The sequence below is a fragment of the Anaerolinea thermolimosa genome (genome assembly GCF_001050195.2).
In the GTDB taxonomy this organism is placed as follows: domain Bacteria; phylum Chloroflexota; class Anaerolineae; order Anaerolineales; family Anaerolineaceae; genus Anaerolinea; species Anaerolinea thermolimosa.
On record NZ_DF967965.1, the window covers coordinates 522,743 to 541,864 of the forward strand.

Annotated in this window: 20 protein-coding genes; 15 read left to right on the plus strand and 5 right to left on the minus strand. The window is 55.7% G+C overall.

Features of this window, described 5'->3' with window-relative positions:
• Positions 1-16: 16 nt before the first annotated feature.
• A complete protein-coding gene (locus ATHL_RS02420) occupies positions 17-775 on the plus strand; it encodes a PIG-L deacetylase family protein (RefSeq protein WP_201797924.1) in 759 nt (252 codons plus the stop codon).
• A 6-nt stretch (positions 776-781) separates the two neighbouring features.
• Here ATHL_RS02420 and ATHL_RS02425 read toward each other — a convergent pair whose 3' ends face one another.
• The 4 genes from ATHL_RS02425 to ATHL_RS02440 form a co-directional block, all read right to left on the minus strand.
• On the minus strand, positions 782-1,552 hold the full coding sequence (locus ATHL_RS02425) for a hypothetical protein (RefSeq protein WP_062189399.1): 771 nt from the start codon (positions 1,550-1,552) through the stop codon (positions 782-784).
• Between the two features lie 24 nt (positions 1,553-1,576).
• On the minus strand, positions 1,577-2,539 hold the full coding sequence (locus tag ATHL_RS02430; protein WP_084001118.1) for an LCP family protein: 963 nt from the start codon (positions 2,537-2,539) through the stop codon (positions 1,577-1,579).
• A 41-nt stretch (positions 2,540-2,580) separates the two neighbouring features.
• Positions 2,581-3,105 (minus strand): leucine-rich repeat domain-containing protein, encoded by a 525-nt coding sequence (locus ATHL_RS02435; protein WP_062189403.1) that lies wholly within the window; start codon positions 3,103-3,105, stop codon positions 2,581-2,583.
• A 94-nt stretch (positions 3,106-3,199) separates the two neighbouring features.
• On the minus strand, positions 3,200-3,640 hold the full coding sequence (locus ATHL_RS02440) for a CBS domain-containing protein (RefSeq protein WP_062189405.1): 441 nt from the start codon (positions 3,638-3,640) through the stop codon (positions 3,200-3,202).
• 215 nt (positions 3,641-3,855) lie between these two features.
• Between ATHL_RS02440 and ATHL_RS02445 the strand changes: the two genes are divergently transcribed.
• From ATHL_RS02445 to ltaE, 8 genes are all read left to right on the plus strand, one after another.
• Positions 3,856-4,053 carry a DUF2267 domain-containing protein gene (locus ATHL_RS02445; RefSeq protein ID WP_062189407.1) on the plus strand — a complete coding sequence of 66 codons (198 nt, stop codon included), beginning with the start codon at positions 3,856-3,858 and terminating at the stop codon, positions 4,051-4,053.
• Between the two features lie 36 nt (positions 4,054-4,089).
• Positions 4,090-4,494: a DUF4332 domain-containing protein gene (locus tag ATHL_RS02450; RefSeq protein ID WP_062189409.1), complete on the plus strand. Its 405-nt coding sequence runs from the start codon at positions 4,090-4,092 to the stop codon at positions 4,492-4,494.
• A 147-nt stretch (positions 4,495-4,641) separates the two neighbouring features.
• Positions 4,642-5,385 carry a phytanoyl-CoA dioxygenase family protein gene (locus ATHL_RS02455; protein WP_062189411.1) on the plus strand — a complete coding sequence of 248 codons (744 nt, stop codon included), beginning with the start codon at positions 4,642-4,644 and terminating at the stop codon, positions 5,383-5,385.
• A gap of 62 nt (positions 5,386-5,447) precedes the next feature.
• Positions 5,448-6,347, plus strand: coding sequence for a methyltransferase domain-containing protein (locus ATHL_RS02460; protein WP_062189413.1), 900 nt, complete (start codon positions 5,448-5,450; stop codon positions 6,345-6,347).
• Positions 6,344-6,823: a GIY-YIG nuclease family protein gene (locus tag ATHL_RS02465; protein ID WP_162787555.1), complete on the plus strand. Its 480-nt coding sequence runs from the start codon at positions 6,344-6,346 to the stop codon at positions 6,821-6,823. Before ATHL_RS02460 ends, ATHL_RS02465 begins: the two co-directional genes overlap by 4 nt.
• On the plus strand, positions 6,759-7,289 hold the full coding sequence (gene lspA / locus ATHL_RS02470) for a signal peptidase II (RefSeq protein ID WP_162787556.1): 531 nt from the start codon (positions 6,759-6,761) through the stop codon (positions 7,287-7,289). Before ATHL_RS02465 ends, lspA begins: the two co-directional genes overlap by 65 nt.
• Before the next feature lies 1 nt (position 7,290).
• The gene (locus tag ATHL_RS02475) at positions 7,291-8,217 is read left to right on the plus strand and encodes an RluA family pseudouridine synthase (RefSeq protein WP_062189417.1); all 927 of its coding nucleotides are present in this window, start codon (positions 7,291-7,293) and stop codon (positions 8,215-8,217) included.
• A gap of 33 nt (positions 8,218-8,250) precedes the next feature.
• Entirely contained in the window at positions 8,251-9,288 is a 1,038-nt protein-coding gene (ltaE, locus tag ATHL_RS02480; RefSeq protein ID WP_062189419.1) for a low-specificity L-threonine aldolase, read from the plus strand.
• A 7-nt stretch (positions 9,289-9,295) separates the two neighbouring features.
• Here the strand turns inward: ltaE and ATHL_RS02485 are convergent, their stop codons facing one another.
• The gene (locus tag ATHL_RS02485) at positions 9,296-11,491 is read right to left on the minus strand and encodes an HD domain-containing phosphohydrolase (protein ID WP_062189421.1); all 2,196 of its coding nucleotides are present in this window, start codon (positions 11,489-11,491) and stop codon (positions 9,296-9,298) included.
• 282 nt (positions 11,492-11,773) lie between these two features.
• Here ATHL_RS02485 and ATHL_RS02490 point away from each other — a divergent pair, with 282 nt between their 5' ends.
• The 6 genes from ATHL_RS02490 to ATHL_RS02515 are packed head-to-tail and all read left to right on the plus strand — an operon-like array spanning position 11,774 to position 19,049.
• On the plus strand, positions 11,774-12,610 hold the full coding sequence (locus ATHL_RS02490) for a purine-nucleoside phosphorylase (RefSeq protein WP_062189423.1): 837 nt from the start codon (positions 11,774-11,776) through the stop codon (positions 12,608-12,610).
• 48 nt (positions 12,611-12,658) lie between these two features.
• A complete protein-coding gene (locus tag ATHL_RS02495; protein WP_062189425.1) occupies positions 12,659-13,354 on the plus strand; it encodes a hypothetical protein in 696 nt (231 codons plus the stop codon).
• A gap of 12 nt (positions 13,355-13,366) precedes the next feature.
• Positions 13,367-13,909 (plus strand): GNAT family N-acetyltransferase, encoded by a 543-nt coding sequence (locus tag ATHL_RS02500; RefSeq protein WP_062189427.1) that lies wholly within the window; start codon positions 13,367-13,369, stop codon positions 13,907-13,909.
• 22 nt (positions 13,910-13,931) lie between these two features.
• A complete protein-coding gene (locus ATHL_RS02505) occupies positions 13,932-15,857 on the plus strand; it encodes a histidine kinase N-terminal 7TM domain-containing protein (protein ID WP_062189429.1) in 1,926 nt (641 codons plus the stop codon).
• 49 nt (positions 15,858-15,906) lie between these two features.
• On the plus strand, positions 15,907-16,863 hold the full coding sequence (locus ATHL_RS02510) for a 30S ribosomal protein S1 (protein ID WP_062189431.1): 957 nt from the start codon (positions 15,907-15,909) through the stop codon (positions 16,861-16,863).
• The gene (locus tag ATHL_RS02515; RefSeq protein ID WP_062189432.1) at positions 16,860-19,049 is read left to right on the plus strand and encodes a DNA translocase FtsK; all 2,190 of its coding nucleotides are present in this window, start codon (positions 16,860-16,862) and stop codon (positions 19,047-19,049) included. Before ATHL_RS02510 ends, ATHL_RS02515 begins: the two co-directional genes overlap by 4 nt.
• Positions 19,050-19,122 lie beyond the last annotated feature (73 nt).

Here is a 19,122-nt window from a genome sequence, read left to right on the forward strand (position 1 = left end):
AGGAGGTGTGTTTTTTATGGGTCAAACGTTTTATGTTCCAGAAAGCGCTATGGCAATTGTGGCGCATCCTGATGATATTGAGTTTTCCTGTGCGGGCACGATGGCACGCTGGGCACGCGCGGGAACGCGAATTAGCTATGTATTATGCACGAGTGGTGATGTTGGAATTGCCGAAGAAGGCATGTCGCGGCAGAAGGCTGCCGAAATTCGCGAAAACGAAGCTCGCCGGGCGGCGGAAATTACCGGGGTGAGCGAAGTGGTTTTCCTGCGCGAGCCGGATGGTTTACTGGTGCCCTCCCTCGAATTACGGAAGAAACTGGTGCGTGAGATCCGGCGTTTCCGCCCGGAAGTGGTGGTGACCGGTGATCCGACTGTGGTCTGGGCGGGAGAAAACTATATTAATCATCCTGATCATCGGGCGGCGTCACTGGCCGCGCTGGATGCGGTTTTCCCGGCGGCAGGCCAGCCTCACCTCTTCCAGGAAATTGAGGAGGAGGGCTTTAAAGCGCATAAAGTGCGGAAGGTTTATGTAACTGCCTGGGAAAACAGCGATCTTTTTGTTAACATCGAAGAAACCATCGAGGTGAAGATTGAAGCGCTGAGGGCGCATAAAAGCCAGATGGGAGACTGGGACCCGGCGGAGATGATCCGAAAATGGGCGGCGGAGCGGGCCAGGGGAAAAGAGATGGCCTATGCCGAATCATTCCGGGTGGTGACCCTGATCGATGACGAAACCTGGGAGAAAAACCGAAACAACGGCCATAAACCCGCCTGAGGCGGTTTATGGCTGAGGGGGTAGCAGAAAATCCCCGGCATCGGCAAAATCTGACGCGGGATGGTCGCGGTCGATATCGACCCGAACGATCCCGCTTTCGTTGACTCGCAGGGTGATGAAGGTAACGGAGCCCGGGGCGCGAGATTGAGCCAGCACAATCCCATACTGGCCGGAGGGGGTGTAGGTCTCCTGCAGGGCTTCGGGCTTTATCCGATAGACAGCAACCAGGTGAAAATCGCCTGCGAAGAAGTCAGCCGGTACCTCAGAACGGCGCAGGAAGGAGCCTTCGGGGCCAAGAATGGGGAGGCCCTCCACGAGCGTCGCTTCACTTTCACTGGCAACACACTGGGGGAGCGGAGTGAGGCCCTTCTCACGGGTGCAGGGTGCGGCCAGAAAGCTGATGAGACTCTGACGGGAGGAAAGGTTGCCGGTGGTAAAAGCCGCCAGCACCCGGTCGACGGCTTCTACACCGGTGGTTGTACCGGAGGCATAGGGAGTAAAGGAGGCGGGAGCAGCAGGCTGTGGGTATGCGGGGGCCTCTCCCCTTTCAGAAGCTGGCGGGTAGGCTTCCTCTCCCTCAGGTACCGGGGTGCCGACCGGATATGACTGTTCCCGGGAGGTAGAAGGCGGAATGTCGGCCGGGGTAGATTGACTTTCAATGGCTGGCAGGAAGCGATTCTCAGGAGAGGAGGCAGTTGATGGTGTAGATGAAACACCGCAGGCGGTCAGCAATACTATGGAGCAAACGAACAGGGCGGGAATGACGTGCTTTTTCACGGCGTGAACTCCTTCGCTGAATGCTTATCGGTCACCGAACATTTCCCGAATCATCGGGCGAATGGCTTCCCAGTTGGGTAAGAGCACCTGAGCCCCCTGATCGGTGGTAAAGGGGGTAACCATCTCGCGCGAGATGGTGCGATGGTCAATACCATCCATACCGGCGCGAATTAACGCCAGTCCGATCCGCGGCCATTCCCAGATGGGAAGGTTGGTATCGATAGAATCGAAAAAGGTGGCGATGATTGCGGGGAAACGCGGCCAGGTGAGGGGATGGAGAAGCTGGCGCGCGGTGGCAATGAGGATGACCTGTCCCTGGCGCATTCTGAAGAAGTCGTCGGTGCCTTTGCGGTCGCGGGCAAATGCCAGGGCCTGGGCACCGTTCAGGTGGTGACGACCTGCGGGTAGCCCTCCCATGGGTTCCTTGAGCTCCAGCGTCACTCCGCCCATGGCATCCACCACTTTCTGAAATCCTTCAAACCGTATCCGGGCATAATAGTGAACCGCGAGACCAAAATTGGCTTCGATAACCTGTTCGGTAGCACGCGGGCCGCTTCCCGGTTGACTGGCCTCAGCAAAGAAATGAGCGGTGTTAATCCGGTTTTCTCCCACGCCGGGGATAGGTACCCACAGATCGCGGGGAATAGAAAGCAGGGCGACTCTGGGCTGGAGAGGGTTCACCTGGAGGAGCATGATGGTATCCGTACGCCCGGTGAAACTGCCATCGGGGGCGCGGTCAACCCCGAGGAGAAGGAGGCGGGTGTTGGCCGGGAACAGCAGGTAGGCGGCAGTCAGCGCGAAGAAGATGATCAGCAAACCAAGCAGCACTCCGCTGCAACAACCAGAGAGTCCCCGCCTGTGCCGGCGCACTGGTGCGCGGCGTTGAACCCGAACCCGTTGGAGATGGCTGAGAGGATCGTCTACAGGTACGGGTTGGGTGGGGGCAGATGGATCGATCATGATTAATAGAGAGATGGGGAAAATCATACGGCTAACAGGAGTTGCATTGGGGGATTCTTCTGCAGAGATCACCTGTGAATGGTCAGATTACGCCTGCCCAGCCGCGAGAGCCCGGCATGGGTAATGCTCAGGCAGCCCAAAAGGTCGAGGTAGCGCAGGCGTGGCATGGCACGGATGTGTTTGAGGCAGGCATCGGTGAGACGGTTGCAGTAGGCCAGGTTGAGCGACTCCAGGTGAGGTAAGGCGCACAGATGGGCTAACCCCGAGTCGGTGATTCGGCAGGAGCTGAGATTCAGGCTGGTGAGATGGGTCAGGGAGTGCAGGTAGGCCAGGCCTGCATCGGTGATGTTGCGGTTTTCTGAAAGGTTTAGAGCGGTGAGAAAAGGGAGACCGGCCAATTCAGAAACCAGTTCTCGCAGGAGATGGTCATCCATGCGCCTCACACGTACCATTACTTCATGGCCGGGGGGAATGTGGAAGATACCCGGGCCATGGTCGAGGGCCTGCCAGTCCTGTTGCTCATCTACAGGGCGGATGTACACCTCGATTTCGAACGCCGAAGAGAAACGGGCCGGTTGAAGAATGGTGTTCATGCCCCCTGATTATAACAGGTGAACGGGGGCGGTTTCAGGTCGCCCGACATGAAAGGCCGGGGGTGGCTTCCGGTGGTCAGAAAGGAGAAGAACCTTAAATAAGGTTGACCCAGAGGAAGTGTTCAAGGAGGTCAATGGTGTTCTGTTTGTCGGCCAGAAGGTGCTTGACCACATCTCCAATGGAAATCAGGCCGATCAGCTGTCCATTTTCCAGCACTGGCAGATGGCGGAGTTTTTTAGCCGTCATCACAGCCATGCAATCGTCAATGGTTTGTTCCGGGCTTACATAATACACCGGGTGAGTCATCAGGGTTCTGACAGGGATCTCCAGGTCGAGACAGTCGGTAAAGTCCACAGCGTGGCGGGCAAAATCGCGCTCGGAGAAGATTCCCACCACTTTACCACCTTCGATCACCGGCACCGCGCCAATCTGCTTCTCGGCCATCAGTCGGAGCGTCTGACGCAGGCTATCGGCGGGCGAAACCGTCCAGACATCGTAACCCTTTCCTTCCAGTAAATCACGCACAGTTGCCATTGGTATCTCCTTCGGTCATGGCATGGCAGGTTGCCGGTTTTTTATCATTATGATGATGCCTGATGGGCTTGTCAAGCACCGATGGGATGATTGACGGTGAACGAACGGGTTAATCTGCGTGGGGAAATCTCCCTGATCTTTTTTGGTAAAAATTCTCGATGTGATATACTTGATATAGAAAGTTTATTTTTTTCATCGAGAAGAAAGGGGTGTCAATGGACGAGCTGGTCAGGCTGGTTTCTGAAAAGACAGGGCTACCTCCGGAGAAGGCAAAAATGGCCGTGGAAGTGGTGATGAAATTTCTCAAGGAAAAACTTCCACCTCCAATCGCGAATCAGCTGGAGGGTCTCTTGAGCAGTGGGGGGAGTGCTCAGGATGTAATGAAAAACCTGGGCGGTCTTCTGGGACACTAAATGGAAGATGCCAACACAACCGGGAGGAAAGCATCCATGACTGCAATCGTAGATATTGAAGGAATTGGTGAGGCGTACGCGACGAAACTTAAGGCGGCAGGGATTGGTACCGTCGAGGCGTTGCTTGAAGCCGGAGCTTCTCCAAAGGGACGGAAGGAGCTGGCGGAAAAGACGGGCATCAGCCCGGATTTAATCCTGAAATGGGTTAACCGCGCCGATCTTTACCGCGTCAGGGGTATCGGGCAAGAATATTCAGATCTTCTGGAAGCCGCCGGGGTGGATACGGTGGTTGAACTGTCTCAGCGCAATCCGGAAAACCTTTACGCAAAAATGGTGGAGGTGAATGAAGCCAAAAAGCTGGTTCGCCGGATGCCCACCCAGGCGCAGGTGGCCGAATGGGTGGCAGAAGCGAAAAAGCTGCCAAGGGTGATCACCTATTAAGCCGCCATCCTTTACATGCTTAAGAAATAGCGCCAGAAACGGCGCTATTTCTTTTTTGAGCGGGAATAAGATCACGGAGGAGTACGGCTTTGATTGAGGGATATTTTGCTATATAATATATCTAAATAGTCTTATTGGAGGTCAGGTATGTTCCCGGAGGCTGTTCAGGTGGATGTGGAGCGGTATCGAAAAGATGGGTATCTCACCGCTCCGGCGGTCATCTCAGAGGGTCACCTTTCTGCATTGCGTGCCGAAGCTGACCGATTAATGGCGCTTTGCTATCAGGAACGAGAGCGTTATTCCCGGCGCATTGAATGGGAAGTGGATCATCTATCCGGGGAAAACCGAAAGGGAATGGAGCGGGTAATTCGGAAACTGGAGCCGGTTTCTGACCTGAGTCCGTTGTTCCGAGACCTGGCCTTTTCTCCACAGATTACCGAACAGGTCGGTGCGATCTTCGGTGAACCGGTGGATCTCTTCGAGGACAAACTCAACCTTAAGCTCCCCGGCGGGTCGCCTTATCCATGGCACCAGGACTGGGTCTGTTGCTGGCGGGCGCATACAGACCTGCTGGTGACCTGCTTCATTTACCTTGATCAGGCCGATGCTACCAACGGCTGCCTGCAGGTGATCCCCGGGAGTCATATCGGGAAACCCATCCTGCCCTTCCGCTCCGGCAGCCGTTTTGAAGTTGATCCGGCTTACGTGGATACCCGGCAGGCCGTCCCCGTGCCGCTCAGAGCCGGTGAGATGATTTTCTTTGATCCCTACCTGCTTCATTTCTCGGATCTGAACCGCAGTTCCACGCCACGCCGGGCCATTATTTTCACGTATCACCCGGCACGCCTGGGCAAGATTAATGAGGGGCGATTCCCGGCTGATTTTTCGTAAAGGATTCTCTGAATGCTTCTTTGATCCCCGGAGGTAAACCCCTCATGCTACAATGAGGGTTGATGGACTTCTCTTTTCCGAGGTATCTGGCGGCTAAACGTGGTGTTGATGACCGCGCGCTGAACCTGGGGGTGTGGCAGGCGCTGGTGGAGCGTCTTTCGGCGCTTGAGGGGGCTCCGATGCTCCGGGTACTCGAACTGGGGGGTGGAATCGGCACGATGTTCACGCGCATGGTGGAATGGGGGGCGTTGTTTCATGTTGAATACAGCCTGGTCGATGAGCAGTTAGAGAATGTGCTGTATGGAATGGCAGCCCTCAACCGCTGGGGCGCACGCCAGGGGCTGGAGGTTATCACCGACGATCGACGGCTTTTCCTTCACGGTGAGCAAAACATCTTTCAGATCGAATTTTTCCCTGAGACGGTGGAGAACTTCATCGGGCGTGTGCGTGAGACACGCCGCTGGGATTTAATTGTGGCCAGCGCCTTTCTGGATCTGGTGGATGTTCCGGTGCTTCTGCCCTTCCTGAAGGATCTGGTCGCCCCGGGTGGGTTGCTGTATCTTCCTCTCAATTTCGATGGTGTGACCATCTTCGAGCCGGAGATTGATCCTGAGCTTGATCGGTTGATTCTTGAGACTTATCACCGCACAATGGACGAACGTGGGGCGGGAGATAGCCGCACTGGTCGGCGGCTTTTCCACTGGTTAAGAGATGCCGGGTTGAATATTCTGGAAGCCGGCAGTTCGGACTGGGTGGTTTACCCGAAAGGCGGGGGATATACCCCGGAAGAGGTCTATTTTTTGCAGTCTATTTTCCATTTCTTTGAACAATCGCTGGGAGCCAGAGCAGAAATCGACCCCCGGCAGCTGTCCCGATGGTTGAATTTACGCCAGCAACAGGTGAAGCGCGGAGCGTTAATCTTCGTGGCGCATCAATTGGATTTTCTGGTTCAGATACCGTGAGTAACTTCCCTTCTACCCGGGGAACCTACGTGCTCCTGTTGGATCTGGATGCTGACCGGGTGCTTCAGATGGGGCGGCTGGGGAAGTTTTATTTTCCACGGGGAGGGTATTTCTATGTGGGCAGTGCGCGTGGGCGTGGCGGATTGCACGCCCGCTTGATGCATCATTTGCGGTCGCCCATCGCCCCTCACTGGCATATCGACTGGTTCAGGCAGGCGGCCCGGGTGATTGGAATCTGGTGGGGAGAAACCCCCGATCGCGCAGAATGTGACTGGGTGCGGATTCTTTTGAATTTCAAGGATGTGCAGGTTCTCCACCCAGGGGCAGGCGCTTCTGATTGCATCAGAGGTTGTCCTGCGCATCTGCTTTTCTCTGGTAAAATGGAGGGGCAACCGTCCTGGAGGCGTCTCTTTGAAGAATTTTGTGCGCAATTACCTGATCTTGATCTGTATTGCTGGGGGGATTATTGTCCTTGATCAGTTCACCAAGGCCCTGGTTCGTCAGAGCCTTGCCCTGGGGGAGATATGGTCACCCTGGCCATGGTTGACCCCTTATGCCCGCATTGTCCACTGGTATAACAGCGGCGTGGCCTTTGGCCTGTTTCAGGGAAAAGGCGATATTTTTATGATCCTGGCCATTCTGGTCGCACTCGCCATCATTTACTTCTACCCCCGGGTTCCTGCGTCTGACTGGAGCCTGCGTCTGGCCATGGGGCTTCAACTGGGGGGCGCAGTGGGGAATTTGATCGACCGGCTGACGCTTGGGCACGTGACCGATTTTATCTCCGTGGGCACGTTCCCGGTATTTAATGTGGCTGACTCGAGCATCACCATTGGGGTGATCATCTTACTGCTGGGTGTGTACCTGCAGGAGAGAAAAGAAAAAAGTCAATCGGCCCGGCGCGAGGCCGACCCGCCCACAGGAGACCCCCATATCGTCTAAGATGGATCCGCAACATTTCCAGCTGGAGTGCACACAGGAAAAAGCAGGCCGTCTGGATAAGTATCTGGCGGTCTGTTTGCCTGAGTATAGCCGGGCGCGCCTTCAACAGCTCATTCAGGATGGCCTGGTGAAGGTGAATGGAAAGGTGGTGGTGAAGCCCAGCTTTGCTATCGCTATGGGTGATCGGGTGGAGGTGGAAGTGCCACCGCCCCAGCCCAGCACTCTGGCAGGGGAAAATATCCCGCTGGAAATCCTTTTTGAGAACGATGATTTCCTGGTGATTAACAAACCAGCGGGAATGGTGGTGCATCCATCTGCGGGGCACGAACAGGGAACGCTGGTGAATGCGGTGCTGGCGCATGTGCCCGAATTGGAAGGAATCGGTGGTGAGCGCCGGCCCGGGGTGGTTCACCGACTGGATAAGGACACCTCGGGGGTTCTTTTGATGGCTAAAAACGACCGAACTCATCGCTGGTTGCAGGAACAGTTCCGACGGCGCCAGGTGCGCAAGGTTTATCTGGCGCTGGTAGACGGGCGGCCACCAACCCCTGAGGGAAGAATCGAGGTGGCTATTGCCCGGGATGCCGTAAACCGGAAGAAAATGGCCGCCGTCAGAGAGGGTGAGGGGCGAGAAGCGGTGACCGAATACTTTACCCTGGAGTCCTTTCCTGAGCATACTCTACTTGAGGTCCATCCCCATACCGGGCGGACGCATCAGATCCGGGTGCATCTGTCATTCCTTGGCTGCCCGGTGGTAGGAGATGAGGTATACGGGAGGAAGCGCCCCAGTTTGCCGCTTGGGAGACATTTTCTTCACGCCTCGCGGCTTACCATCCAGCTTCCTGGAGAGCCGGAAGCGCGGACTTTTGTTTCACCGCTACCGGAAGAACTTGAGAAGGTTTTGCACATGCTACGTCAACGTCGTTAATGATCTGAAAGATGGGGAGGAAGAAACTGCAGCATGAAACTGGTGGATTTGCGTTCCGATACTGTTACCCAGCCCACCCCTGAAATGCGCGCCGCAATGGCCAGTGCCGAGGTGGGAGATGACGTCATGGGAGAAGACCCCACCGTTAACCGTTTGGAAGCTCTGGCCGCTGAGAAAATGGGCAAAGAGGCGGGGCTTTTCGTAGCTTCGGGAACGATGGGCAACCTGGTTGCGGTCTTAACCCATTGCAATCGCGGAGATGAGATGATTCTGGGGAACCTATCCCATACCTTTTTGTTTGAAGCCGGTGGCAGCGCCGCTCTGGGAGGGGTGCACGCTTATGTGTTGCCGAATCAGCCCGATGGAAGCCTGGCGTTGCAAGATATTGCGGCGGCCTTTCGAGCCGATGATCCCCATTATCCGGTCAGCCGGTTGCTGGTGCTGGAAAACACGCACAATCGGTGCGGGGGGACGGTCCTTGGGCCAGATTACTTAAGCCAGGTGGGTGACCTGGTGCGTAAGCTGGGTTTACACCTGCATATCGATGGGGCGCGCATTTTCAATGCGGCGGCGGCCCTTGGCCTGCCGGTGCAGGCGCTGACGCGTGAAGCCGATTCGATCACCTTTTGCCTGAGTAAAGGGTTGTGTGCGCCAGTTGGATCCGTTTTGTGCGGTTCCAGAGAGTTCATTGCCCGGGCGCGTCGCATTCGAAAACAACTGGGCGGCGGAATGCGACAGGCGGGAGTTCTGGCTGCGGCAGGAATCGTTGCCCTGGAGACAATGACCGGGCGGCTGGTTGAAGATCATCGGCGAGCATGCCAGCTGGCCCAGGGTTTAAGAGAGGTTCCCGGCTTGATTGTGGAAAACCCCGTTCCGGCCACCAACATGGTCTTTGCCCACCTGAGCGATGCTGTTCCCCTGGATGGGGGCACAGTTGTCCAACGCATGGCGGCTGAAGGAGTAAAGATTGGTCTGGCAGGAGAGCGGCGCTTCCGCATGGTCACCCATTACTGGGTTGATGATGAAGGGGTGGAACAGGCCGTGGAGGCGATGCGAAAGGTTTTGCAATAACTGGAGGTCATTCGAGGATGGCCTCAGGAAGATCGCGAATTACACGGTTCAGCACGTCTACGATTTGAGGATCAAAGAGAATCCCCGACTGGCTGTTAATGTATTCCAGGGCGGCCTTGCAGGTAATTTTTTCACGGTAGACGCGATCTGAGGTAAGGGCGTCAAACACGTCGGCAACGATGAAGATGCGTGCTAAGAGGGGAATTTCTTCACCGCGGAGGCCTTTGGGATAACCGCTACCATTCCAGCGTTCGTGGTGATTGGCCACAACCGGGATGGCCTCGCTGAGAAAGGGAATGTCGCGAATAATTTCGGCTCCGATATCCGGATGTTTTTGCATGAGGTTCCATTCAGCCGGGTCGAGTTTCCCTTTTTTAAGCAGGATTGAATCGCTGATCCCTATTTTTCCGATATCATGCAGCAAAGCGCCCCGCTGAAGGGCTTTTAATTCCGAAGCAGGCAATCCCATCCGCTCACCGATAGCGAGGGCGGTCTGAGAAACCCGCAGGGTATGTGTTTCGGTCTCGTGGTCGCGGGCTTCAAGTGAATTCATCAGCGCCAGGAGGGTCTGATCGTAAGATTGTTCCAGTTCGGTATAGGCTTGAGCAATTTTACTGGCCTGCTGACGTGTTTCAGCGAGGAGAATGGAGCGTTCCAGGGCAACTGCGGCCTGGTTGATGAGAATGCGGATCTCATCCACCGGCTGGTGGCCGGTATGGAGGCTGGTATCCATCTCCAGCCACAGAGCACCGTAGCATCGGCGGGAGGTCTGGATTGGAATGACGATGCGGGATTGATCGTCCGAAAGGGGTTGAAAGGCGATTTGCCGTGTCTCAATGGCCTGACGGATCAGCGCTTCGGGGTGTTGAATCTGAGGGTCGTCGCCGGGGAAGACCACACTGGCTTCGACCAGTCCATCCTCAGAAATAAGCACCAGACCACAGGTGCTGGCCTGAAAGAGGCGGAATGCCGTTCGACCGATTACCTGGGCCGCAAGGTTGAGGTTATCGGTTTCGGCAATTCGGATACTGAGGTCGTAGAGGAGCTGAGTGGTCTTGAGGGTGGTTCGCAGTTGTTCGTCCAGCAGACACCGTTCGACTGAGACTGCGGCATGGGTGCTGAGAAGGTTGAGGAGAAATTCATCCTGCTCTGAAAAGGCCGGCGCTGTTTGTTTGCCAAAGACCAGGATAGCCCCCGTAGGCTCTCCATCAATGAGAATTGGGGTAGCCAGCATGGAACGGCAGTCACCGGCGGTTGAAGTGAAACGGGCTGTTCGTGGATCTTTATGAATATCCCGGATACGCAGGCTGGTTTTGGAATTAAAGATGGTCTGGAACAGCGAATGCCATTCGGCCCGGGTGGAAAGGAAGGGCAGGGGGGCTTTCCCGGAGGAACCCGTCTGCCATTCTCTACGATCTTCATGCCGGATACCCACCAGGGCAAAACTTGCTCCGGTTGAGGTGCAGGCAATCTCTGCGACACGGTCGAGTAATTGAGCCGGGTTGAGGGTGGTGGACAGGCTGGCCGCTGATTTCACCAGCTCGGTCAGGTTATGCCAGTTACGGTCGTTTTCCCAGGCGATCACCAGGCGGTTGGCCAGGGCTTCCACATAAGGGAGATCTTCAGGGTCAAAGGCGTCAGGTTCGGCATCGCACAGGATGATAGCCCCTTCCAGGTTGCCGTGATACATGAGGGGGACGACCATTTGTGCTCCATATTGGAGGTGGGCTATTTCGACGACCTGACCGGGGTCGTTCGAATCGCGGGTAATTAACGGGCGGCGGGCGCGAATGGCTCGCCCGACCAGGCCGCGGGTGAGGCTGTGGCGGAAGTTGGCTGAGAGCCCCTGGGCATCGGGCCCGGCGGCGGCCATTAGTTGAAGCCGTTGTTCGGTGGAGTTATGGAAAAGGACGAGCACCAGGTTGCACTTAAACACCGAGTGCAGAGTGTTGGCAGCCAGCTGGGCTTCTACAGGTTGATCCAGAAGGCTTTCGAGCTGGTGACTGAATTCGTTCAGGCTGAGGAGTTGTTCGTTGCGGATGCGTTCGATGAGCAGGCGATGTTCTAATTCTTTGATGCGCCGGGTAAGCAGTTCAATGTTTTGATCCGTAGCTTTTAAATGGGATAAGCTATCCGACAGATCGAGGGTGTCGGCTAAGTTTTTGGTGTTCGTCTGTCGTCCAAGAACTCTCGATTGATTCATCCCAATGGTCTCTTCGACGTTGCAAAACCATGAGAACGTTCAATCACCCGGATTGAAATTCCCCTTTGAGTCTATCATCCCGGTAGTTTGAATTCAATCGATAGTACATTCCATCTTCATATCACTTTTGTAAGGTTTTGGACGTTGTGTGATCTTTTTGCAATGGTGGCTGTAAATGAGGGTGGAAGGGCCAGCACCGGGGGTGGGACAATCTTTGATATAATGCACTTGCACGAAAGAAGGTAATCATCCCAAAGATTTTGACGGGAGGAACATTCATCCATGCGGGAATATCTGACACTGGCGGAGATTGACCAGGCGGCGCAGGCTGTCAGGAATCGAATAGACTTTCAGCCCAGAGTGGGACTGGTTTTAGGTTCAGGGTTGGGGGGGCTGGCAGAAAAGATCTCAAACGCGGTGGCGGTGCCCTACGAATCCATCCCGTACTGGCCACAATCCACAGTGCCCGGTCATGTTGGTCGGCTGGTGGCAGGATCATTATTCGGGGTGCCGGTGCTGGTGCAACAGGGCCGGGCGCATTTTTACGAAGGTTATTCCATGGCGGAGGTTACATTGCCAGTGCGGGTTATGAAACGCCTGGGGATTGACATTCTCATTCTAACCAATGCCGCCGGAGCGATTCATCCTGCTTTTGAACCGGGGGACGTGATGTTAATCACCGACCATATTTCGCTGGTCGGAATGACGGGGTTTAACCCCCTGCGGGGTCCCAATCTGGATGAACTGGGGCCGCGTTTCCCTGATATGAGCCAGGTATATGACCGCGCTCTGGCCGAGCTTGCCCGGCGCGGCGCTGCGGAAGAGCACATTGTTCTTCGAGAAGGCGTTTATTGCGGGCTTTCGGGGCCTTCGTTTGAAACCCCCGCCGATTTGCGCTTTTTGCGTACCATTGGGGCCGACGCCGTGGGAATGTCCACCGTTCCCGAAGCGATTGTGGCCCGCCATGCCAATATGCGGGTGCTGGGTCTTTCGGGAATCAGCAACAAAGCCAACCTTGATGGGAATACCCTTACGACCCATGAGGAAGTACTGGCCGCCGGAAAGGTCATCGTCCCAAAGCTGGAGCGGATCATCGAGCGTGTGCTTCGCGGACTTTAACGCGATGGGCAGAGAAAGCCTCGTTAGAATTGCGGTCAGGCAACAGGTGTGGAAGTGCGATCGCTGGACGAGTTGCTGAGTTTTCTGCAAAGGTATGAAGGGTGGATTTATCTTCTGGTGGGAACGGGTGTGCTGGTGTACATCCGACGTTCGTTGCAGGCCTGGAATGAGTGGCGCAATGCGCTGTTTGGGCTGGAACGCGAGCAAGCTCAGAGGAAGCTCTCCACATCTTTAACCATGCTGGCGTTGCTCGGTTTCCTGATCCTGGGAGAATTTTTGATGGTATCCTTTGTGGCACCCGCCATTCCTCAACTCCCAGCACTGGCCACCCCTACCCTTGACCTTTTGGCCACTGCTACGGCCACCCTGCCCCCCGTCGTTGCCTTTACGCCAACCGCCTCTTCGATTCAGGCCACCCTTGCCCCTCAGACTGAAGGGTGTACCCCGGGGGTCATCGAATGGAATTCACCCCGCCCCGGAGAGACGGTAAGCGCAACCATTGAGCTGAAAGCCACAATTAATGTCCCCAATCTTGGGTTTTATAAATATGAATTTGCCCCCCTGGGTTCGGACGAATGGACAACCATCGCCGCTGATAACCAGCCTAAAATTAACGCCATGATCGGTGCCTGGAACACATCCGCGCTGGTGCCGGGTGATTACCAGCTTCGTCTGGTGGTCGCCGACAATCAGAATAACCCTTTCCCTGCCTGTGTGGTTCAGGTGCGGGTAGTCAGTCCATAATACGGAGAAACCATGCCTGAAGTTGCCATTCGTCCTGCTCTTTCTTCCGATCTGCCGGCCCTGCTGGAAATTATTCCGGCCTATCAAACTGCGCGTGTCTGGCAGATGGATCGCACCTATGAGGAAGGGCAGTATCTCATTCGCTTTCGAGAGATTCGCCTCCCGCGCCCGGTTAAGGTGGAGTATCCGCGTTCACAGTCACAGCTCTTTGGGGAGCACTGGCTGGAGCAGGGGTGTGTTCTGGTGGCGGTTCTGGGAGGGGAACCGGTGGGTTTTGCACGGGTCTCAATGGAGCTCAGTCCTCAGACCGTCTGGCTGCAAGACCTGGTGGTGAAAGAGAAGGTGCGTCGGCAGGGGATTGGAACTGCCCTGCTGGTAGCCACGCAGGACTGGGGTGCAGAGCGAGGTGCCCGGCGGATGACTGTGGAGATGCAATCCAAAAATTATCCTGCCATCCAGCTGGTGAGGAAGCTGGGTTTTGAACTCAGCGGGTACAGTGACCAGTATTATCTGAATCAGGATATTGCGCTCTTCTTTACCAGCTGGATTCGGTGAACGTGAACGGGTATTGTAGAAAATGACCTGGTATGAAAGTCTCCTGATCTTCATGCGCACCCTGAGCCAGATCCTGACGGCCGGGATTGCGATCACGGCATTTTCTTTGTTACTTTATTCGCTGGCATTCAATCTGCGTGATCGGGTGGTGCGCTCCTTTGCATTAATCCTGGTGTGTATGGTGATCGTGTTCACTGCGGAGGCGATTGGGAGCACTGCTTCACGGGAATGGGAGATTCAATTCTGGCCGCGGTTACAATGGATTGGGATTGTCTACCTGCCTGCGATTTACTTCCATTTGTCAGATGGTCTTCTGGCCACAACCGGACGTCCCAGCCGGGGCAGGCGGCGGTGGGTGACCCTGCTCCTGTACGGCGTTTCCACCGTATTCTTCCTGGGTCTGCCTTTTAACTGGTTGACCGGGCCGGTCCGCTCGAGTTTTGACCCGGCGCCTCACCTTCAACCTTCGGCGTTCACCAATATTTTCGTGGCTTATTACCTGGTATGTATGGGGCTGGCATGGATAAACTTCATCCGTGCCTACCGCCGGACGATTACTACGACGAGCCGCCGCCGGATGGGATATCTGATTTCTGGGGCGGTAGCGCCTTTTCTGGGGGCTTTTCCCTTCCTGCCCTACAGCCAGAATTTCGCGGCTCAGCATCAGGTGATCTTCTGGACCTTTAGCGTCTTGACGAACCTGATCATTGGTTTTCTTCTGGTGGTGATGGCCTATGCCATTGCCTTTTTCGGTGTGGCCTGGCCTGATCGGGTGGTGAAGGCTCGTCTTTTCAAATGGCTGATGCGCGGCCCGTTCACTGCGTCATTGACGCTGGCGGTGGTCACGATTTTACGCCGCGGGGTGGAGGCTCTGGGGTACAGTTATAATGCCACCGTTCCGATCGCCATGGTGGCCTGTATTTTAATCTGTGAATATTTCATCACCATCCTGGCGCCGTTGGGTGAACAGGTGTTATTTTATGGCAACGATCGCCATGAACTGCTGGCTCTACGGCAACTTGAGAATCAACTGGTGACGCGGCAGGATTTAAGCCAGTTTTTGGAGATGGTGCTCGCGGCCATTCTCGATCGGCTGCGGGCCGAAGGGGCGTATGTGATCAGTCTCAATGGCGAAGGTTCTGAGCTGGTTGCCAGCCTTGGAAAGACGCGGTTTTCAGTCACGGGCAGCAATGAGGAAATTCCCGATGAAGTGGTCTTACGCACACTGCAGGACGGGGGGCAAAATCTCCTCTTTCAGTGGGGGGCTGATTTATTAATGCCGTTATATAATGGAGCAGAGGAGCGTCCTGAATTGCTGGGTTTACTGGGTATTGGTGGCCTCTCGAGTGAACAGATCGCAGAAGAAGAATTGGCCGCTCTGGATGTGCTCTCCAGAAGGGCGGCGCTTGCCCTGCGTGACCGCCTGGTGCAACAGGAGATCTTCCGCTCACTGGAGAACCTCTCGACCCAGATGGACCTGCTCCAACGATTGCGTGCGGCAGGGCGTTTCGACCGGCAGGGTCTTTTAGCCGCACCTGAAGACCTGCCCGATGAGCGAGATTTACCGAACTACGTTAAGGAGGCTCTTTCTCACTACTGGGGAGGGCCAAAGCTAACCCAGAGCCCACTCATGCGATTTAAGATTGTACGGGATGCACTGGAGGAGCACGCCGGGAACCAGGCCAATGCTCTGAGGGCCATCCTGCGGCGAGCAATCGAGCAGGTGAGGCCCGAAGGTGAGCGCCGTTTCACTCCAGAATGGATATTGTATAATATTCTGGAAATGAAGTTCATGGAAGGCAGAAAAGTGCGGGAGATTGCCACGCGACTGGCAATGTCGGAAGCTGATCTTTACCGCAAACAACGGATCGCCATTGATACAGTAGCGGGAATTATCGCTGAGATGGAAAGCCAGGCAAGGAAAATGGATCGACACCAACCCCAGTAAAAATGGGGCGGGTTTATTCGTATGTTCAACGGCTAAGGGAGGTGGATGGATGCTTACAAAGAGATCCGTTGCGCGTGAAGGGGATGAAGCGCCGGAGTTAGATGAGGGGTGGTGGGCATCGGTTCTGGCCGATGAAGAAGCCATGGGGGCCGTACCTGCCAGGCCCGGTACCAACAAGGGGGGAGTAAGTCCCGGGGGGAACTCTGGTGAGATTGACTGGGAATGGGCCCAGAGTCTCTTTGAAAATGATGCGGTGATCAAACTTGAGGTGTACGGGTTTAACCGTGGGGGGTTGCTCGTACGGGGAGAGAAAATCCAGGGGTTTGTGCCCGTCTCGCATCTGGTAGATATGCCCTGTGGCGCTGAAGGAGATCAGCGTAAACGGGTGTTGAACAATTATATTGGCAAGACTCTTCACCTGAAGGTCATCGAATGTGAAGCGGCACAAGAACGCATTGTGCTTTCTGAGCGGGCGGCGCTGGCCGGTGATGGACGCAGGCGCGAGTTATTTAGCTCCCTTAAAGCTGGTGAGATCGTGCATGGTACGGTGACCAACGTCACCGATTTTGGGGTTTTTGTCGACCTAGGGGGACTGGAAGGGCTGATCCACGTATCAGAACTTTCCTGGGGGCGTGTTCAGCATCCATCCTGCATTCTCAAGATCGGAGACCCGGTACATGCGCTGGTATTGATGGTCTCTGAAGAGAATGGACGGGTGGCATTGAGCTTAAAGCGCCTGTGCCCCAACCCTTGGGAAGTGTTGGTGCAAACTTACCAACCGGGTGACGTTGTTGAGGGAGAAATCACCTCGCTTATGCGTTACGGGGCGTTTGCCCGTCTTAAGGAAGGCGTAGAAGGGTTGATTCACATTTCGACCATTCACCTGCCAGATGAGCACGAGACTCTCGAAACCTATTTGCCTGTGGGTAGTGTGGTTAAGGTGAAAATTCTACACATTGATGCCGAGAGGCGCAGGCTCGGCCTAGGCCTGGTTTGTGTGGGATGAGTTCTGCTACGCCGTCTCGCCGGCCAACATCTGGCCACTCCTCATCCAGGGAAGAAGCCCCGTCTGTTGCTCCCGGAGGAGCTCCCCCTTCGGAGGAAGCTCAGCCAGCCTCGGTTGAAAAGCTCGTCAGAGCCTGGTTGAGCCTGAATCGTTTTGGCTGGGACGCGCTGGGGCTATTCCTGCTTGCCCTGGCGCTTCTGTCAACTCTGGGGTTGCTTAATCTAACGCATGGTGTGTTTATCACTCCCTGGGTGAAGCTGATCCGCCTTAGTTTTGGGTGGGGCAGCCCACTGGTCGTTGTGGCTTTCGTGGTGCTGGCTCTTTCCTGCTTTCGCCATTACTTTCATACATGGCCAAAGGTTTCACTTGGCCGGGTTCTTGCCCTGGAAGGATTGGCCTTTTGTGTGCTTACGTTTTTATCCATCCTTGGTGGCATGGACCTTGCCCGAGCTGAAGGCGGGCAGGATGGGGGAGTCATTGGGTGGGGGCTGGCGATGCTCATTGATCAGCTTCTACCCGGGCCTCTGGGAACCATTCTGGTGCTTGTGCTGGGGCTCTTCCTGGCTGGTGTGGGGTTTGGAACCCTTCAATGGGGATTACGCGCCCTGGAGCGCTGGTTAAATGAGTTATCAAGAGAGAGGCCAGCTCAACCCGGATCAGACTCGCCCCTTCCGTTTAAACCCCAGGCTGAAGAAATTGAAGAAAGAGAGGGGACAGGGCCTGCGGAGCGCGATCCGCGCCTGCCGCCGCTTACACTGCTTCTGGAAGAATTACCCGCCATTCCGGACGAGTCGGCTATTTTGGAGACGGGACAAAAGATTGAGCAAACTCTGGCCGAGTTTGGCTTACCGGTGCGAGTCATAGGTTATCGGATGGGACCCACGATTACCCAATTTGCCGTTGAACCGGGGTACATTGAGCGTGCCGGTCCCGATGGTGAGGTGGTGCAACAAAAGGTGCGGGTGGCGCAAATCTCCGCTCTGCAGCGCGATCTGGCGCTGGCGCTCTCAGCAGAACGGCTGCGGATAGAAGCACCGGTGCCGGGGCGATCTTATGTGGGCATTGAGGTGCCTAACCCAAAGAACACCACTGTACGCCTGCGTTCGCTCATGGAAAGCCCCGAATTCCAAAAACTGCAGTCCACGTTGGCCATTGCCCTTGGAAAGGATGTTTCGGGTCAGCCGTTAGTGGCTGACTTGGCACGCATGCCGCACTTGCTCATTGCAGGTACTACCGGATCGGGTAAGTCGGTGTGTATTGCGGCGATTGTCACCTGCCTGGTGATGAACAATCACCCGGAAAGACTCAAACTGGCCCTGATGGACCCCAAAATGGTCGAGCTTTCACGTTTCAACGGGTTGCCGCATCTGTTCGGCAAGGTGGAGACGGATGTCGAACGTATGCTGGGGGTGCTCAAATGGGCATTGATGGAGATGGATAATCGTTACCGCCTGCTGGAAATGGCGCGGGCGCGGGATATCGATGTGTACAACCGCCGGGCTTCCCGCCGGGGTGAGGCCACACTGCCGCGGATTGTTGTGTTGATCGACGAACTGGCCGATCTGATGATGAGTGCGCCCGAACAGACCGAACACAGCCTGGTTCGGCTGGCACAAATGGCACGCGCCGTGGGGATTCATCTGGTGGTGGCCACACAGCGCCCCAGCACCGATGTGGTTACCGGGTTGATCAAGGCCAATTTTCCCGCCCGCCTTGCATTTACCGTTGCTTCTTCGGTGGATTCACGGGTTATTCTGGATACCACCGGAGCAGAAACTTTGCTGGGCAAAGGGGATATGCTCTTTCTAAACCCGGAAGCGGGGGTGCCCATACGGGCGCAGGGGGTGATGATTTCGGATCAGGAGGTGGCAGCCATTCAGGAGTTCTGGAAGCACCAGGAAGTGCCCGGAGCGTCAGAAGAGGCTCCATGGGAAGAATTGATGGCCCAGGTGGTGGAAAGCGGCGATGACGCCCTGATTCAGGATGCGATCGCGGTAGTGAGGCGGGCTCAGCGGGCTTCAGCCTCGCTTTTACAGCGCCGGTTGCGAATCGGCTACCCGCGTGCCGCCCGCCTGATTGATCAACTGGAAGAAATGGGCGTTGTGGGTCCCTCTCAGGGAAGTGGCAAGGATCGTGAAGTATTGCTCCCTCCAGAGGGAGAAGATGAGGAAGACGAATCGGAATGAGCCGCTTGACAGTTTCAACGCGGTACGTTAGCATACCCTTGATCCCACTGGTATCTTAACGTTGAGGTGATGG